At 54.7% G+C, this 15,138-nt stretch carries 12 protein-coding genes; 5 read left to right on the top strand and 7 right to left on the bottom strand.

Translation table 11 applies throughout. From position 1 onward, the window contains the following. The 5 genes from rsxC to ydgT form a co-directional block, all read right to left on the bottom strand. On the bottom strand, positions 1-2,115 hold a 2,115-nt coding region (rsxC, locus tag WFP70_RS04490), incomplete at its 3' end, for an electron transport complex subunit RsxC (RefSeq protein ID WP_337022718.1). Then, on the bottom strand, positions 2,108-2,686 hold the full coding sequence (rsxB, locus tag WFP70_RS04485) for an electron transport complex subunit RsxB (protein WP_034827415.1): 579 nt from the start codon (positions 2,684-2,686) through the stop codon (positions 2,108-2,110). The genes rsxB and rsxC, both read right to left, overlap by 8 nt. After that, the gene (gene rsxA, locus WFP70_RS04480) at positions 2,686-3,267 is read right to left on the bottom strand and encodes an electron transport complex subunit RsxA (protein ID WP_034827413.1); all 582 of its coding nucleotides are present in this window, start codon (positions 3,265-3,267) and stop codon (positions 2,686-2,688) included. Before rsxA ends, rsxB begins: the two co-directional genes overlap by 1 nt. A 123-nt stretch (positions 3,268-3,390) precedes the next feature. Beyond that, a complete protein-coding gene (locus tag WFP70_RS04475) occupies positions 3,391-3,834 on the bottom strand; it encodes a DUF2569 domain-containing protein (RefSeq protein WP_337022717.1) in 444 nt (147 codons plus the stop codon). A gap of 101 nt (positions 3,835-3,935) precedes the next feature. Then, a complete protein-coding gene (gene ydgT, locus WFP70_RS04470; RefSeq protein ID WP_034827409.1) occupies positions 3,936-4,151 on the bottom strand; it encodes a transcription modulator YdgT in 216 nt (71 codons plus the stop codon). Between the two features lie 675 nt (positions 4,152-4,826). On the opposite strand from ydgT, the gene ytfQ reads away from it, so the two are divergent. From ytfQ to yjfF, 4 genes are read left to right on the top strand one after another with little or no spacing between them, the layout of a single operon-like run. Next, a complete protein-coding gene (gene ytfQ, locus WFP70_RS04465) occupies positions 4,827-5,783 on the top strand; it encodes a galactofuranose ABC transporter, galactofuranose-binding protein YtfQ (RefSeq protein ID WP_160867209.1) in 957 nt (318 codons plus the stop codon). Positions 5,784-5,839: 56 nt separating this feature from the next. Next, positions 5,840-7,360, top strand: a complete 1,521-nt coding sequence (gene ytfR, locus WFP70_RS04460; protein WP_337022716.1) for a galactofuranose ABC transporter, ATP-binding protein YtfR — start codon at positions 5,840-5,842, stop codon at positions 7,358-7,360. Further along, entirely contained in the window at positions 7,353-8,369 is a 1,017-nt protein-coding gene (gene ytfT, locus WFP70_RS04455; RefSeq protein WP_058962433.1) for a galactofuranose ABC transporter, ATP-binding protein YtfT, read from the top strand. The genes ytfR and ytfT overlap by 8 nt, the downstream gene beginning before the upstream one ends. Next, a complete protein-coding gene (yjfF, locus tag WFP70_RS04450) occupies positions 8,366-9,352 on the top strand; it encodes a galactofuranose ABC transporter, permease protein YjfF (RefSeq protein ID WP_038647220.1) in 987 nt (328 codons plus the stop codon). Before ytfT ends, yjfF begins: the two co-directional genes overlap by 4 nt. A 1,133-nt stretch (positions 9,353-10,485) precedes the next feature. On the opposite strand, the gene araA is transcribed toward yjfF, so the two are convergent. Beyond that, positions 10,486-11,976: an L-arabinose isomerase gene (gene araA / locus WFP70_RS04445; RefSeq protein ID WP_337022715.1), complete on the bottom strand. Its 1,491-nt coding sequence runs from the start codon at positions 11,974-11,976 to the stop codon at positions 10,486-10,488. An 11-nt stretch (positions 11,977-11,987) separates the two neighbouring features. Further along, complete coding sequence (locus tag WFP70_RS04440; protein ID WP_337022714.1) at positions 11,988-13,673, bottom strand: ribulokinase; 1,686 nt, start codon at positions 13,671-13,673, stop codon at positions 11,988-11,990. Between the two features lie 366 nt (positions 13,674-14,039). On the opposite strand from WFP70_RS04440, the gene WFP70_RS04435 reads away from it, so the two are divergent. Continuing rightward, positions 14,040-15,023, top strand: a complete 984-nt coding sequence (locus WFP70_RS04435; protein WP_038647214.1) for an arabinose ABC transporter substrate-binding protein — start codon at positions 14,040-14,042, stop codon at positions 15,021-15,023. Positions 15,024-15,138: the final 115 nt, after the last annotated feature.

Here is a 15,138-nt window from a genome sequence, read left to right as displayed (position 1 = left end):
AACTTGAGCGGCCGGGGCTGCTTTAGCAGGAGTTGCATCAGCAGGTTCAGATGCTTGCTCACCAGCCGCAGCGGCTTTCTTCGCTTTAGCACGTGCAATGGCGGCTTCAACAGCGGCTTTGCGAGGATCAACTTGAGCGGCCGGGGCTGCTTTAGCAGGAGTTGCATCAGCAGGTTCAGATGCTTGCTCACCAGCCGCAGCGGCTTTCTTCGCTTTAGCACGTGCAATGGCGGCTTCAACTGCGGCTTTGCGAGGATCAACCTCAGCGGTCGGTGCTGTATCAGCAGGTTCAGACGCTTGTTCACCAGCCGCAGCCGCAGCTTTCTTCGCCTTAGCGCGCGCAATGGCGGCTTCAACTGCCGCTTTACGCGGATCAACTTCAGCGTCCGGGGCTGCTTTAGCAGGCTCAGAAACTTGTTCCCCAGCCGCAGCCGCAGCTTTCTTCGCCTTAGCTCGCGCAATGGCCGCTTCAACCGCCGCTTTACGCGGATCCCCCGACTGCTTGCTCAGCGCCTGCGTTTCAGACTGTTTTTCCGCCTGTTGAGCTAACGCCTGCGCATGGCGCGCCTCGCGCTCGGCGGTTTCCTGTTCCGGTGTTTTGGCGGCACGCGCCTTCACGCGAGCAATCGCCGCGTCACGTTCACCCTGATCGCTACGTGCCACACGCTGTTTAGCTTCTTCATGACGCGCTTCACGCGCCAGTTTTTCCCGCTCTAAACGCGCCTGACGCGCTTCAAAGCGCGCTTTAGCTTCAGCGGTGCGCTTCGCTTCGAGATCGATAGCGCGCAGCTCTGCCTTCTCCTGGCGATAATATTGCACCAGCGGAATATTACTTGGGCAGACGTACGCACAGGCACCGCACTCAATGCAGTCATCGATATTGTGAGCGCGCGCCTTCTCATGATCGCCGCCCTGGCTGTACCAGAACAGCTGCTGAGGCAGCAGTTTCGCCGGGCAGGCATCCGCACAGGCACTGCAACGAATACAAGACTGTTCTTCTTCGTTATTGCCCATTTCACTGGCAGAAGGTGCCAGAATGCAGTTGGAGATTTTAACCAGCGGCACATTCAGTGACGGCAGCGTAAAACCCATTAGCGGGCCGCCCATGATCACCATCTGACGCGAACCCGGTGCGAAACCCACATGATGTAACAGATGGCTAACTGGCGTACCCAGGCGTCCCCAAACGTTACGCGGCTGCGCAATGGCTTCGCCGGTCAGGGTAACGACGCGTTCGGTAATTGGCTCGCCATCGATAATGGCGCGTTTTACCGCCCAGGCCGTACCGACGTTTTGCATCAGCACGCCAATATCGGTCGAACGACCGCCGTGCGGCACTTCAACGCCAGTAAGAATCTGGGTCAGTTGTTTAGCACCGCCAGAAGGGTATTTGGTGGGGATGACACGCAGTTGCAACTCGCGGTCACCACCCAAAGCCTGCTTCAGCGCTGCAATCGCTTCGGGTTTGTTATCTTCGATGCCAATCAGCACACGCTCAGCCTGCAATACCCAGGCGAGGATACGACAACCTTCCAGCACTTCAGCCGCGCAGTCCTGCATCAGACGATCATCGGCGGTGATGTAAGGTTCGCACTCTGCGGCATTGATAATCAGGGTTTTGACGCCGCGCAATCCGCCACGTAGCTTGGTGGCGGTCGGGAAGCCTGCCCCCCCCAAACCGGCGACGCCTGCCTCATGGATGCGCTTGACGACATCTTCACGAGTAAGCGAACGGAAGTCAGGTTGCGGATCGAGCGTGGTCCAGCGATCTTCACCATCGGCGCGAAGGAAAATGCACAGTTCGGAAAGACCCGAAGGGTGCGCGGTCATATGTGGCGCAATCGCTTCGATGGTGCCGGAGGTCGGTGCGTGCACCGGCAGCATGCGTCCGCTGCCAAACGTCAGCGGCTGACCACGCAAGACGTGATCGCCCGGTGAGACGCAAATCTCGCCTTCATGGCCGATATGCTGTTTTAACGGAATGATGAATTGTTCAGGCAGCGGTAACTGGCTTAACGGCGTGCCGTTAGACTGTGTTTTCATTTCCGGCGGATGAATGCCGCCCTGAAAATCCCACAGCTTCTCTTTGCGGAACAGTTTTAACAAATTAAGCATGAGTTTCTACCGGGATCACCCGTACAGGAATGGTTTCGAGATCCCATTTCCAGTTGGCCGTGGTCGTAGCAACCGGACGCATTTCAATACAGTCGGTCGGGCAGGGAGCAACACACAAATCACAGCCGGTACAGACATCGCTCAGCACGGTATGCATGGCACGGGTCGCACCGACAATCGCATCTACCGGGCAAGCCTGAATACATTTAGTGCAGCCGATGCAGTTGGCTTCATCAATCCAGGCCACGGTGCGGATCGGTTCCTGCACTTCCTCACCGCCATCCAGCGGTTGCGGTTCAACGTTGAGCAGCGCGGCCAGCTTGAGCATGGTTTGCTCGCCACCGGGGGCGCATTTATTAATGGCTTCGCCGTTATTACCCACGGCATCAGCGTACGGGCGGCAGCCGGGATAACCACATTGGCCGCATTGACTTTGCGGCAGAATACTGTCGATCTGTTCAACGATCGGATCTTCTTCTACCTCGAATCGACGCGAGGCGTAACCGAGCAGGGCGCCAAAAACCAGGCCCAGCGCAGCAATAGCCACAATAGCAATCCAAATCGCGGTCATTAGAATTTCACCAACCCGGTAAAGCCCATAAAGGCCAGCGCCATCAAACCTGCGGTGACTAATGCAATGGAGTTGCCCTTAAACGGCGCAGGGACGTTGGCCAATACCAGACGTTCACGCATACCAGCGAACAGCACCATCACCAGGGAGAAGCCAAGCGAGGCACTGAAGCCATAGACCGCAGCCTGCATAAAGGTATGGTTGAGATTGACGCTCAGCAAAGGGACACCCAGCACAGCACAGTTAGTGGTAATCAGCGGCAGAAAAATGCCCAGCAGTCGATAGAGTGACGGACTGGTTTTGCGCACCACCATTTCGGTGAATTGCACCACCACGGCGATCACCAGGATATACGCCAGGGTTCGCAGGTACACCAGATCGAGCGGCACCAGAATCAGATGGTTCACCAGCCAGGCGCAGATTGACGCCAGGGTGATCACGAAAGTGGTGGCGAGTCCCATGCCAATGGCCGTTTCCAATTTTTTTGACACGCCCATAAAGGGACATAGGCCGAGAAACTTCACTAACACGAAGTTGTTCACCAGCACGGTGCCAATAAAGAGAAGTAAGTAATCGGTCATTTTTTAACCTGGGAAGCCGAAAGGCGTCTATTATCCGGAATTGAGAGGTGCATCTCAACCTCTACACAAAATCTGTGGATGTTGAGAGCACGCAGAATTAAATTCCTGACGAAACTCGCGCCGTTATGGCTGGATAAACGTCTCTTTTACACGTTGAGAACGTTTGAAGTAGGGCACAAAGACCGCCGCCGCCAGCAGTGACAACAACAGCGTTTGAATGGCTTTGTTATCCGCCACCGGGGTGAACGCGAACGTTTTCAACGCCAGTAACACCGTCATCAGCAACCACAGGATGTAATGACGCGGTAGACGGCGCGAACGTTTACAGAACATCCAGCAAACCCAGATACTGTAGACCCAAACCACGCCTGCGGTGAGCAGGGAAATCGCCCATTGCGTGAACAATTGGCTGGCATGAGTGAACAACGTGGTACGCAATTCTGCATCAAACAACGGGCTCAGATACATGGCCACCACCAGCGCACTGGTCAGCATCGTCATAATCAACCAGGCTAGCGGCAACAACAGCCAGCCAGCAATACGCGGCGGGTTTACCGATTCGGTCATCTTGCGGATCCTGTAGCGAAATTAAGAAGGCGTTGTATGTCCAAACGGGGCACGCCCGACATGGACAACGCAATAGTGCAGAAAAAGGCGGGGAAAACCCATTACATTACGTAGCGCCAGACTGATTTCGGCACGCGGCCCATATCATAAAGGCGGCCGCCGGAAACAAGTTCAGCACGACGATGATCGGCAGCGCGATACATATTGATGATGTCATTGTCATCGGTCAGCGAATAATTAAGATGGTCGTAGAGTTTTTCCAGACTATCGAGATTATTCACTTTGCGGAATTTCAGCAGGTAATCTAGCGCAGTCATGATTGCCATTTAAAAATAAAGTGCTCGGAAGTGCCCAAGTATAGGGAGCACACTGACAGAGTCCATACGCCAGCGTTAAAAAAATTCAAAAATCAGACAACGTGAGCTAATTCGCTCATCAAAAGACATTTTTTCTTCATTTTGCCGTTTTAAACGCGCATTTCCAGACGGGATTAAGACAAATTCAACCCTGACAGACGGCATAATGTGAAAAAAGCTCACACCCTTAACGCAAATGAAAGTTGTCATTTTTTATCAGGCTTAGTGCACTGACTTTCATTCATATAAGACGTTTATTAGGCCGATTTATGTCGAACAGTTAAGCAATGGCATCTACACGCTTTGAAACTGTAAATCATGTAGTGTGCGAATAATCACAAAACTGATCATTGCTTGTGCCCGCAGTCGATAACCATTCTTTACGCAGCGTCTGTAATCGCTTCCAGTAGCCACCATCCTAACCGATTCTGTTTATTACATTTATTTAACCGCCACTGAAATAAATATCAGGCAAATTGTCCATATGGCTGGTATGACTTCTTACATGGATAATTTCGTAACTCCTTTAATTCATTCTATTTTGTGAGGCATGTCGCGCTTGTTTTCTCGCTTTTGCGCCAGGCTTAATCTGCGTTTTGTACCCCTACAGCACACTCCCTTCAGAGGAATGAAATTATGTGGAAACGTTTACTCTTAACCGCCATGGTCAGTTCAGCACTCAGTGCTTCGGTACTTGCCGCTGACATGACGGTGGGCTTCTCACAGGTTGGCTCGGAGTCTGGCTGGCGTTCAGCAGAAACCAACGTGGCGAAAAGCGAAGCGCAAAAGCGTGGTATCACGTTGAAAATCGCCGATGGTCAGCAGAAGCAGGAAAACCAAATCAAAGCGGTGCGCTCGTTTATCGCGCAGGGCGTTGACGCCATCTTCATCGCCCCGGTAGTACAAACCGGTTGGGAACCGGTGCTGGAAGAAGCCAAAGACGCCAAAATCCCGGTGTTCCTGTTAGACCGCGCCATCGTGGTGAAAGATAAGTCGCTGTACATGGCGGTGGTGACCGCAGACAACGTGCTGGAAGGCAAGTTGATCGGTGACTGGCTGGTGAAAACGGTCGGCGATAAGAAGTGTAATGTGGTTGAGTTACAAGGCACCGTGGGTGCCAGCGTAGCCATCGACCGCAAAAAAGGCTTCGCCGAAGCCATCGCGGGCCACAACAACATCAAAGTGATCCGCTCGCAGTCCGGCGACTTTACCCGTAGTAAAGGTAAAGAGGTGATGGAGAGCTTTATCAAAGCGGAAAACAACGGCAAGAACATCTGCATGGTGTATGCGCACAACGATGATATGGCGATCGGCGCCATTCAGGCCATTAAAGAAGCGGGTCTGAAGCCAGGCAAAGATATTTTGACCGGTTCTATCGACGGCGTACCGGATATCTATAAAGCGATGCTGGCGGGTGAGGCCAATGCCAACGTCGAGCTGACGCCAAACATGGCGGGTCCGGCATTCGATGCGCTGGAGAAATTTAAAAAAGACGGCACGATGCCACCAAAAATCATCAAAACCGAATCGAAACTGTATCTGCCAGACTCTGCGCAGGCACAGCTCGACACCAAAAAAGGCATGGGTTACTGATCCCCGCAACCGCCCTTCGGGGCGGTTTTTCATGACGTAAGGCGAGGTAGAACCTGATGAGCACCGCAGATGCATTCGCACTCCTGACTCTCAACGGTATCAGCAAAGGTTTCCCCGGCGTGAAAGCGCTGGATAATGTGTCGTTCAGCATTCGCAAAGGCGAGATCATGGCGCTGCTGGGCGAAAACGGCGCCGGGAAATCCACGCTGATTAAAGTGCTGACCGGCGTGTACACCCGTGATGCAGGCACCATCACCCTGAATGGCACTGCCATTTCACCGCACAATACCGCCGATGCACAGCAAATGGGCATCGGCACGGTTTATCAGGAGGTGAATCTCCTGCCGAATATGTCGGTGGCAGACAATCTCTACATCGGCCGCGAGCCGCGCCGCTTTGGCATGATTGACCGCAAGCGTATGGTGCGCGATGCCGATGCGCTGATGCGCAACTACGGTTTTGCGCTCGACGTGACGCGTCCCCTGGGCCATTACTCGGTGGCGATGCAGCAAATCATTGCGATTTGCCGCGCCGTGGATCTCTCCGCACAGGTGTTAATCCTCGATGAACCCACCGCCAGCCTCGATGCCAGCGAAGTGGAAATGCTATTCACCCTGATGGCGCAACTGAAAGCCAAAGGGATGAGCCTGATTTTTGTCACTCATTTTCTCGACCAGGTATATCGCATCACCGATCGTATTACCGTTTTGCGCAATGGCCAGTTTATAGCCACGCGTGATACGGCATCGCTGCCGCAAATCGAATTGATCAAACTGATGCTGGGGCGCGAGTTACTGGAAACTGCCCTGCAGCGTCAGGGCAGCACGCTGAAAAGCAACCAACCGGTGGTGTCATTCAAAGACTACGGCAAGAAGGGCACCATTGAGCCTTTCGACCTGGAAGTGCGCCCGGGAGAAGTGGTGGGCTTAGCCGGCTTGTTGGGATCGGGGCGCACGGAAACCGCCGAAGTGCTGTTTGGTATCCGTCGTGCGGATCGGGGCACTGCCACCATCAAAGGCAAAGTGCAGCACATCCGGACACCGGCCAAAGCCTCCCATCTGGGCATGGGGTTCTGCCCGGAAGATCGTAAAACCGACGGTATTATCGGCGCTGCATCGGTGCGCGAGAATATTATTCTGGCGCTACAGGCCCAACGCGGCTGGCTGCGACCGATCAAACGCCGTGAGCAGCAGGCCATCGCTGATCGCTTTATCAAAAGCCTGGGGATTCGCACGCCACATGCCGATCAGCCGGTTGAATTACTTTCCGGCGGTAATCAGCAAAAAGTGCTGCTGTCACGCTGGCTGGTGACTAAACCGCAATTCTTAATCCTCGACGAACCGACGCGCGGCATTGACGTCGGTGCACATGCCGAGATCATTCGTTTGATTGAAACCCTGTGCGCCGATGGACTGGCGTTACTGGTTATCTCCTCTGAACTCGAAGAGCTGGTAGGCTATGCCGACCGCGTGTTGATCATGCGTGATTTGAAGCAGGTGGCTGAAATCCCGCTGGAGCAGCTGTCGGTGGCGTCGATCGTCAATGCCATCGCCGATGGAGGAGCACAACATGCTTGAATCCCCTATGACACATCCAAAACCTGAACGGCGTAAGCCGAAGTTACCGCCGGGCATGCCGCAAATCGTCGCGCTGATTCTGGTGCTGTTGGTGGATAGCCTGGTCGCCAACAATTTTTTTGCCGTGCATATTCAGGACGGCCGCCTGTTCGGCAGCCCGATTGATATCCTCAACCGCGCTGCACCCGTCGCCTTACTGGCGGTCGGTATGACGCTGGTGATTGCCACCGGCGGGATTGATTTGTCGGTCGGCGCGGTGATGGCGATTGCGGGCGCGACAGCGGCCACGTTAACCGTTGCGGGGCACAGCCTGAGTTTTATTATTCTCGCCACACTCGGCACCGGTCTGGCCTGTGGCTTGTGGAATGGCGTGCTGGTCGCCCTCCTGAAGATTCAGCCGTTTGTGGCCACGTTGATTTTGATGGTGGCCGGGCGCGGTATCGCTCAGCTGATTACCCAGGGTCAGATTGTGACCTTTAACAGCGACAGCCTCGGCTGGTTTGGCAGCGGCTCGCTGTGGATGCTGCCGGTTCCGGTGTGGATAACATTGCTGGTGGCGCTTTTGGTGTGGCTGCTGACACGCAAAACTGCGTTGGGGCTGTTTATCGAAGCGGTGGGGATTAACCTGCGTGCTGCCCGCAATGCCGGTGTTAATGGATGGTTAGTGGTGATGTCCACCTATGCCATCAGCGGTGTGTGTGCGGCTGTCGCGGGCCTGATCGTGGCCGCAGACATTCGGGGTGCCGATGCCAACAATGCCGGTCTATGGCTGGAGTTGGATGCCATTCTCGCCGTGGTGATTGGCGGTGCATCGTTGATGGGCGGGCGTTTTAATCTGGTGTTGTCGCTGGTTGGCGCGCTGATTATTCAGTCGATGAACACCGGTATTTTGCTGTCTGGCTTCCCGCCGGAGCTGAATCAGGTGGTGAAAGCGGTGGTGGTGATGTGTGTGCTGTTGCTGCAATCACCGCGCTTTATCGCCATGCTGAAAGGGAGACGTCCAAAATGATTAAACGCCATCTGCCATTAATGATTACGCTGCTGGTGTTTGTCGCCGGTTATCTGTTCTGCCTGAGTCAGTTTCCCGGTTTTGCCTCGACTCGCGTGATCTGCAATATCCTGACCGATAACGCGTTTCTCGGCATTATCGCCGTGGGCATGACGTTTGTGATTTTGTCAGGCGGTATCGATCTGTCAGTGGGGGCCGTTATCGCCTTTAGCGGTGTATTTTTGGCGAAAATTATCGGTGATTATCACGTCGATCCGATTCTTGCCTTCGCGATTGTGCTGGCGATGGGAGCACTGTTTGGCGCCATGATGGGCTGGCTTATCGATGCGCTGAAGATCCCGGCCTTTATCATTACCCTGGCGGGGATGTTTTTCCTGCGCGGCTGTAGCTATCTGGTGTCGGAGAATTCGATTCCCATTGATCATCCGCTGTATTCCACACTGTCTAGCCTGGCGTGGAAGATCCCCGGCGGCGGGCGCCTTAGTTTGCTGGCAGTGATTATGCTGGTGGTGGTGATTGGCGGGATCATCCTCGCGCATCGCACGCGTTTTGGTAATCAGGTGTATGCGATTGGCGGCAATCTGACATCAGCGCAGTTGATGGGCGTTTCGACGCGCGCCACCACCATCAAGATTTATATGCTTTCCACCACCCTGGCGACACTGGCGGGGATTGTGTTCTCGATCTATACCTCAGCAGGATACGCCCTGGCAGGTTTGGGCGTGGAACTGGACGCGATTGCCTCTGTGGTGATCGGCGGCACCTTGCTGTCCGGTGGTGTCGGCACGGTGCTCGGCACGTTGTTTGGTGTATTGATCCAGGGGCTGATTCAAACATGGATTAACTTCGACGGTACGTTGAGTTCGTGGTGGACAAAGATCGCCATCGGTATCCTGTTATTCGCATTTATTGCCCTGCAGCGCCTGCTGACCGTGATGTGGGATCGTCAGAAGAATGCGCCGGTTAAGCGTTTAACTTCGTAGTCGTGAGTGGGATGTTTAAGAGGTGCGCAAATTGGCGCACCTTTTTTGTTTTGGGTCGCCAATTCGAGGATGTTGGAGGCTTGGTGCTCAGAATTGTGGATGTTGGGTGGGGTTGCAGGGGTTGGTGCTTATATTTTGAATGTTAGGTAGGGTTGCTGAAAGTTTTGTGCATAGCCCCATAAAGGCCAGCCCGATCGCAAAGGAACCCCGCATCCATGCAGATCGACCGCGCCATCCCTGGCGCGAACGCTTTGCTCTTCGGGCTGGCCTTTATGGTGCAATTGAGACTGTCATTGCTGTAGTCAATGCAAATCTGAAAATTCGATTCAAATTCAGCGCCAAAAAAACCGCAACGAACCTGCATAAAGGAGACAAAGGTGGGCAGTGGAGTAAAGCGTACGCCGCAGGGATGCGGCGTCCGAGGCTACAGGGATGTATTCACGCCGACTTTACGTAACGCCCACCTTTGTCGACTGGACCGCACGTTTTTAGTCACAGCGCCCATCTTGGCAAGTTAGGTGGAGTTGCTGATGGTTCGGTGCGAAGCCCCATAAAGGTCAGCCCGATCGCAAAGGAACCCCGCATCCATGCAGATCGACCGCGCCATCCCTGGCGCGAACGCTTTGCTCTTCGGGCTGGCCTTTATGGGGCAATTGAGTGGGGCATCGCTGTAGTCAGTGCTAATCTGAATGCTCGATTCAAATGCGGCTCCCAAAAAACTCAATAATTCTGCATAAAAGAAACAAAGGTGGGTAGAACTGTCATTGCTGTAGCTAGTGCAAACCTGAAAATTCGATTCAAATTCAGCTCCAAAAAAACCGCAACGAACCCGCATAAAGGAGACAAAGGTGGGCAGTGGAGTAAAGCGTACGCCGCAGGGATGCGGCGTCCGAGGCTACAGGGATGAATTCACGCCGACTTTACGTAACGCCCACCTTTGTCGACTGGACCGCACGTTTTTAGTCACAACGCCCACCTTTGTTGACTGGAGCGCACGTTTTTAGTCACAGCACTCACCTTCGTTGACTAGAACGCACACTTTTAACGACTACGCCTACTTATGCTGCCTGGATCGCAGGTTTTAGCCACAAAAAAGCCGCGACTCAACGCGGCTTCAACAGGTCATAACACGATCAGCGCGCTAACCGGTAATACGCCTCATTCCAGCGCAATGCATCTTTAAACGCCGGCAAACGCGTATCCTCATCGATTACCAGCACCTCGATGCCGTTCAGCTCGCCGTACAGATACATATCATCCAAATCCAGTGCCTGACTAAACACCGTATGGTGTGCGCCGCCGGCAAGAATCCATGCCTCGGAAGCGGTAGCCAGTGAGGGCTGGGCACGCCACAAGGCACGCGCGACCGGCAATTTCGGCAGCGGTTTCGGCTGCTCAATCGCATCCACCACATTCACCAGCAAACGGAAACGATCGCCCATATCAATCACACTGGCATTCACCGCGCGACCAGCCGGCGTGGAGAAAATCATGCGCGCCGGATCCGCTTTGCCACCTATGCCGAGGAACTGCACGTCAATTAACGGCTTCGCCTCTTTAGCAATCGAAGGGCACACTTCCAGCATATGTGAACCCAGCACCAAATCGTTGCCCGGGGAAAAGTGATAGGTGTAATCCTCCATAAATGAAGTACCGCCCGCACGATTCCCGGCTTGCACCTTCAAAATATGCAGCAGCGCAGCGGTCTTCCAGTCACCTTCACCGGCAAAACCATAACCCTGGCCCATCAAACGTTGAACGGCCAAGCCTGGCAACTGCGTCATGCCGTGCAGAGTCTGGAAATTAGTGGTAAAGGCTTTGCAGCCCTCATCATCGAGGAAACGCTTCAAACCGAGTTCAATGCGCGCCGCATCCAGCACGTTCTGACGCTTCTCGCCATTCACGGCGGCAGCCTCGCTGAACAAATACTGGCTCTCGTATTCATCGATCAGCGCATGCACATCGCCATCGCTGACGCTGTTCACCACCTCAACGAGATCGCCGACGCCCCAACCGTTGACCGAATAACCAAACTGAATCTGTGCCGCCACCTTATCGCCTTCGGTCACCGCCACTTCGCGCATATTGTCGCCAAAGCGCGCCACTTTCAGCTGCTGGCTGGCCTGCTTCGCAAGTGCCGCATTGATCCAGCGGCCGATGCGTTGCTGGCTGGTCTTGTCCTGCCAGTGGCCGGTCACCACGCTGTGCTGTAAGCCCATGCGCGCGCCGATAAAGCCAAACTCACGGCCGCCGTGTGCGGTCTGGTTCAGATTCATAAAGTCCATATCCATACTGTCCCACGGAATTTCTGCGTTGAACTGAGTATGGAATTGCAGCAGCGGCTTATTCAGGATACTCAGTCCGCCAATCCACATCTTGGCCGGTGAGAAGGTGTGTAACCAGGTAATGATGCCGACACAACTATTGTCGTGATTGGCCTCGCGGCACAGCGCCAGCGCTTCATCCGGTGATTTCACCAGAGGCTTCAACACCAGCGGTACCGGAAGTGTGCCTGCCTGATTCAATCCATCCATCACCTGGCGCGCGTGATGTTCAACCTGACGCAAGGTTTCCGCTCCGTAGAGATGCTGAGTCCCAATCACAAACCAAACGTTCTGTTCCATTTCTCGCTCCTTTACTTAGCGGATGTGGCGCGGGCGGCATACTGAGGTTCAGCGGCCTGGCACCAGTTTTGATAGCGTTGATAAAGTTGTTGATAGCCCGCCACGCGCAAACTGTTGGGTTGCAAGGTCACAGCGATCGGACTTGCCATCACCTGCTGTGCGGCAGGCACATCGGCATACACGTTCGCGGCGACGGCGGCAAAAATGGCAGCGCCCAGCGCACAGCACTCGTCAGAAGCCACGATATCCAGCGGACGGTTCATCACATCGCAACAGGCTTGCATAATGGCAGGGGACTTACGCGCGATGCCGCCGAGCGTCAGAATGCTCTCTACCGGGATCTGCTGTTGCTCGAAACACTCCATAATGGCGCGGGCACCAAATGCCGTGGCGGCCACCAGACCACCAAACAACGCAGGCGCGTCGGTGCCAAGATTCAAATCGGTGATCACGCCTTTCAGGCGCTGATTGGCATCCGGTGTGCGACGCCCGTTGAACCAATCGAGTACCACGGGCAGATGATCAAGCTGGGGATCGGCAGCCCAGGCTTCGGTAAGGGAACGGATTAAATCCTGCTGCATCTCGGCGAGTTGCGGCTGCAACTCAGGATGGCGCGTCACGGCCTGCTGCAGCGGCCAGCCCAGCAAGCGGCTAAACCAGGCGTAGATATCACCAAACGCCGATTGACCCGCTTCGCAGCCGATGGCGCCCGGTACCACGCTGCCATCGACCTGGCCGCAAATGCCTTTAATGGCGCGATCGCCGACTTTCTCGCTATCGGCAATTAAAATGTCGCAGGTTGAGGTGCCAATCACTTTCACCAGCGTATAAGGCTGCGCGCCCGCACCGACCGCGCCCATATGACAGTCGAAGGCGCCACCGGACAAAATCACCTGCTCAGACAATCCCAAACGCTGCGCCCATTCGCTGGAAAGCGTGCCCACCGGTACATCAGCAGTGAAGGTGTCGGTAAACAATGGAGAATCCAGCTGCTCAACCAACATCGGATCGAGTGCACGGAAAAAATCTGCGGGCGGTAAACCCTGCCATTCAGGATGCCACAGCGATTTATGCCCGGCGGCGCAGCGTCCGCGCCGCAGCTGCGTCGGGGCAGTGCGACCGCTCAACAGTGCCGGTACCCAATCGCAGAGTTCCACCCAAGACACTGCCGCATCACGCACCGCTGCATCCTCGCGTGACACGTGCAGAATCTTGGCCCAGAACCACTCCGACGAATACACGCCGCCGATATAGCGGGTGTAATCGATGAAATGACCGTTGCGGCACAGCTGATTAATCTCTTCCGCTTCTTCAATTGCGGTGTGATCTTTCCACAGTACAAACATGGCGTTGGGATTGGCGGCGAATTCCGGGCGCAACGCTAAAACGTTGCCATCACGGTCAATCGGAGCAGGCGTTGAACCCGTTGAATCCACACCTATCCCAACCACGGCAGCGCGCTGTTCGGGAGTTAACGCTTGCACCACCGCGACGACCGCCTGCTCCAGCGCATCAATGTAGTCTTGTGGATGATGACGAAAACGGTTGGCGTGCGCGTCACAGAATTCACCCTTCGCCCAGCGCGGATAGTTCACCACCGCCTTTTCCAGTTCTTTACCACTGTGGCAGTCCACGGCGAGGGCACGCACCGAGTCACTGCCAAAATCCAGCCCAATTGTTATGGCGCCAGCACCCATTGGGATTCTCCTGTGTGAGTTATCTGGCTCTATCCTGGAATGCGGGTGCATAAGCGGTTAGTCATCGCTGGCTGAGAATATGCACTTTTCTGTCATCGGAACCGTTCTGTGATCGGCAGCAAAAGTTAATGACTGGTTAATTTCGCTGAATATATGGAGGAATTGGTCATCGTTTTGGGATGTGATACCGCTCTACATTTTTCTTCGCCATTACCGCTACAACTAGCCCAGCGTTTGCACAGCCTTTGTACAACCTTTGAGCTAACGCGCTGATTTTGCGCTGTACCCAAACGTGAAATCCAATTGGTAGCGTTTACACCGATTCGTTATTAACAGCGATAAAGCATCATTGTGCCGGAGAGCATCATGCATAAATTCACTAAAGCGCTGGCGGCGGTAGGTCTCGCCGCGGTTATGTCACAATCCGCTATCGCCGAGACCATGAAACTCGGTTTCCTCGTCAAACAACCGGAGGAACCCTGGTTCCAGACCGAATGGAAGTTCGCTGATAAGGCTGGCAAAGATCTCGGCTTTGACGTGATCAAAATTGCCGTGCCTGACGGCGAGAAAACCCTGAATGCCATTGATAGCCTGGCAGCAAGCGGGGCCAAAGGCTTCGTGATTTGCACCCCGGACCCGAAGCTGGGTTCAGCCATCGTGGCGAAAGCGCGTAGCTATGGCCTGAAAGTGATTGCGGTTGATGACCAGTTTGTTACCGCCAAAGGCAAGCCAATGGACACCGTGCCGCTGGTGATGATGGCCGCAACCAAGATCGGTGAGCGCCAGGGCCAGGAACTCTACAAAGAGATGCAGAAACGCGGCTGGGATGCGAAAGAGACCGGCGTCATGGCGATTACCGCCAATGAGCTGGACACTGCGCGTCGTCGCACCGGCGGTTCGATGGAAGCGCTGAAAGCGGCTGGATTCCCGGAGAAGCAAATCTATCAGGTGCCGACCAAATCCAACGATATTCCGGGGGCATTTGATGCCGGTAACTCGCTGCTGGTGCAGCATCCAGAAGTAAAACACTGGCTGATTGTCGGCATGAATGACAACACCGTGCTGGGTGGCGTGCGCGCGACCGAAGGCCAGGGCTTTAAAGCGCCCGACGTGATTGGCATTGGCATCAACGGCGTGGATGCGGTGAGCGAGCTGTCTAAAGGTGCACCAACCGGCTTCTACGGTTCGCTGCTGCCAAGCCCGGATGTGCACGGTTATAAGAGCAGCCAGATGCTTTACAACTGGGTGACCAAAGGCGAAGAGCCCGCGAAGTTCACCGAAGTCACCGATGTGGTGCTGATTACCCGCGACAACTTCAAAACTGAGTTGGCGAAGAAAGGGCTGATGTAAGTCGCCTGATTGATAAACGCAGCCTCCATCCCGGGTGTTGCAGCAGGTTGGCCATCGCGTTTGCTCCAGTTTCATTAATGGCTGGGGCAAAGCGCGAAGACAACGCGGCAACGGC

The sequence above is a fragment of the Pantoea sp. USMM079 genome (assembly GCF_037153115.1).
Taxonomy (GTDB): domain Bacteria; phylum Pseudomonadota; class Gammaproteobacteria; order Enterobacterales; family Enterobacteriaceae; genus Pantoea; species Pantoea communis.
The sequence above is the reverse complement of the archived record's forward strand: the minus strand, read 5'-3'. Positions and strand labels throughout refer to the sequence as shown.

Excerpts from the sequence above, each read along its gene's own strand:
- araA (WP_337022715.1), bottom strand. The coding sequence starts at position 11,976 with ATGGAACAGAACGTTTGGTTTGTGATTGGGACTCAGCATCTCTACGGA.
- yjfF (WP_038647220.1), top strand. The coding sequence starts at position 8,366 with ATGATTAAACGCCATCTGCCATTAATGATTACGCTGCTGGTGTTTGTC.
- WFP70_RS04475 (WP_337022717.1), bottom strand. The coding sequence starts at position 3,834 with ATGACCGAATCGGTAAACCCGCCGCGTATTGCTGGCTGGCTGTTGTTG.
- ytfR (WP_337022716.1), top strand. The coding sequence starts at position 5,840 with ATGAGCACCGCAGATGCATTCGCACTCCTGACTCTCAACGGTATCAGC.
- ytfQ (WP_160867209.1), top strand. The coding sequence starts at position 4,827 with ATGTGGAAACGTTTACTCTTAACCGCCATGGTCAGTTCAGCACTCAGT.
- ytfT (WP_058962433.1), top strand. The coding sequence starts at position 7,353 with ATGCTTGAATCCCCTATGACACATCCAAAACCTGAACGGCGTAAGCCG.
- rsxA (WP_034827413.1), bottom strand. The coding sequence starts at position 3,267 with ATGACCGATTACTTACTTCTCTTTATTGGCACCGTGCTGGTGAACAAC.
- WFP70_RS04435 (WP_038647214.1), top strand. The coding sequence starts at position 14,040 with ATGCATAAATTCACTAAAGCGCTGGCGGCGGTAGGTCTCGCCGCGGTT.
- ydgT (WP_034827409.1), bottom strand. The coding sequence starts at position 4,151 with ATGACTGCGCTAGATTACCTGCTGAAATTCCGCAAAGTGAATAATCTC.
- rsxB (WP_034827415.1), bottom strand. The coding sequence starts at position 2,686 with ATGACCGCGATTTGGATTGCTATTGTGGCTATTGCTGCGCTGGGCCTG.
- WFP70_RS04440 (WP_337022714.1), bottom strand. The coding sequence starts at position 13,673 with ATGGGTGCTGGCGCCATAACAATTGGGCTGGATTTTGGCAGTGACTCG.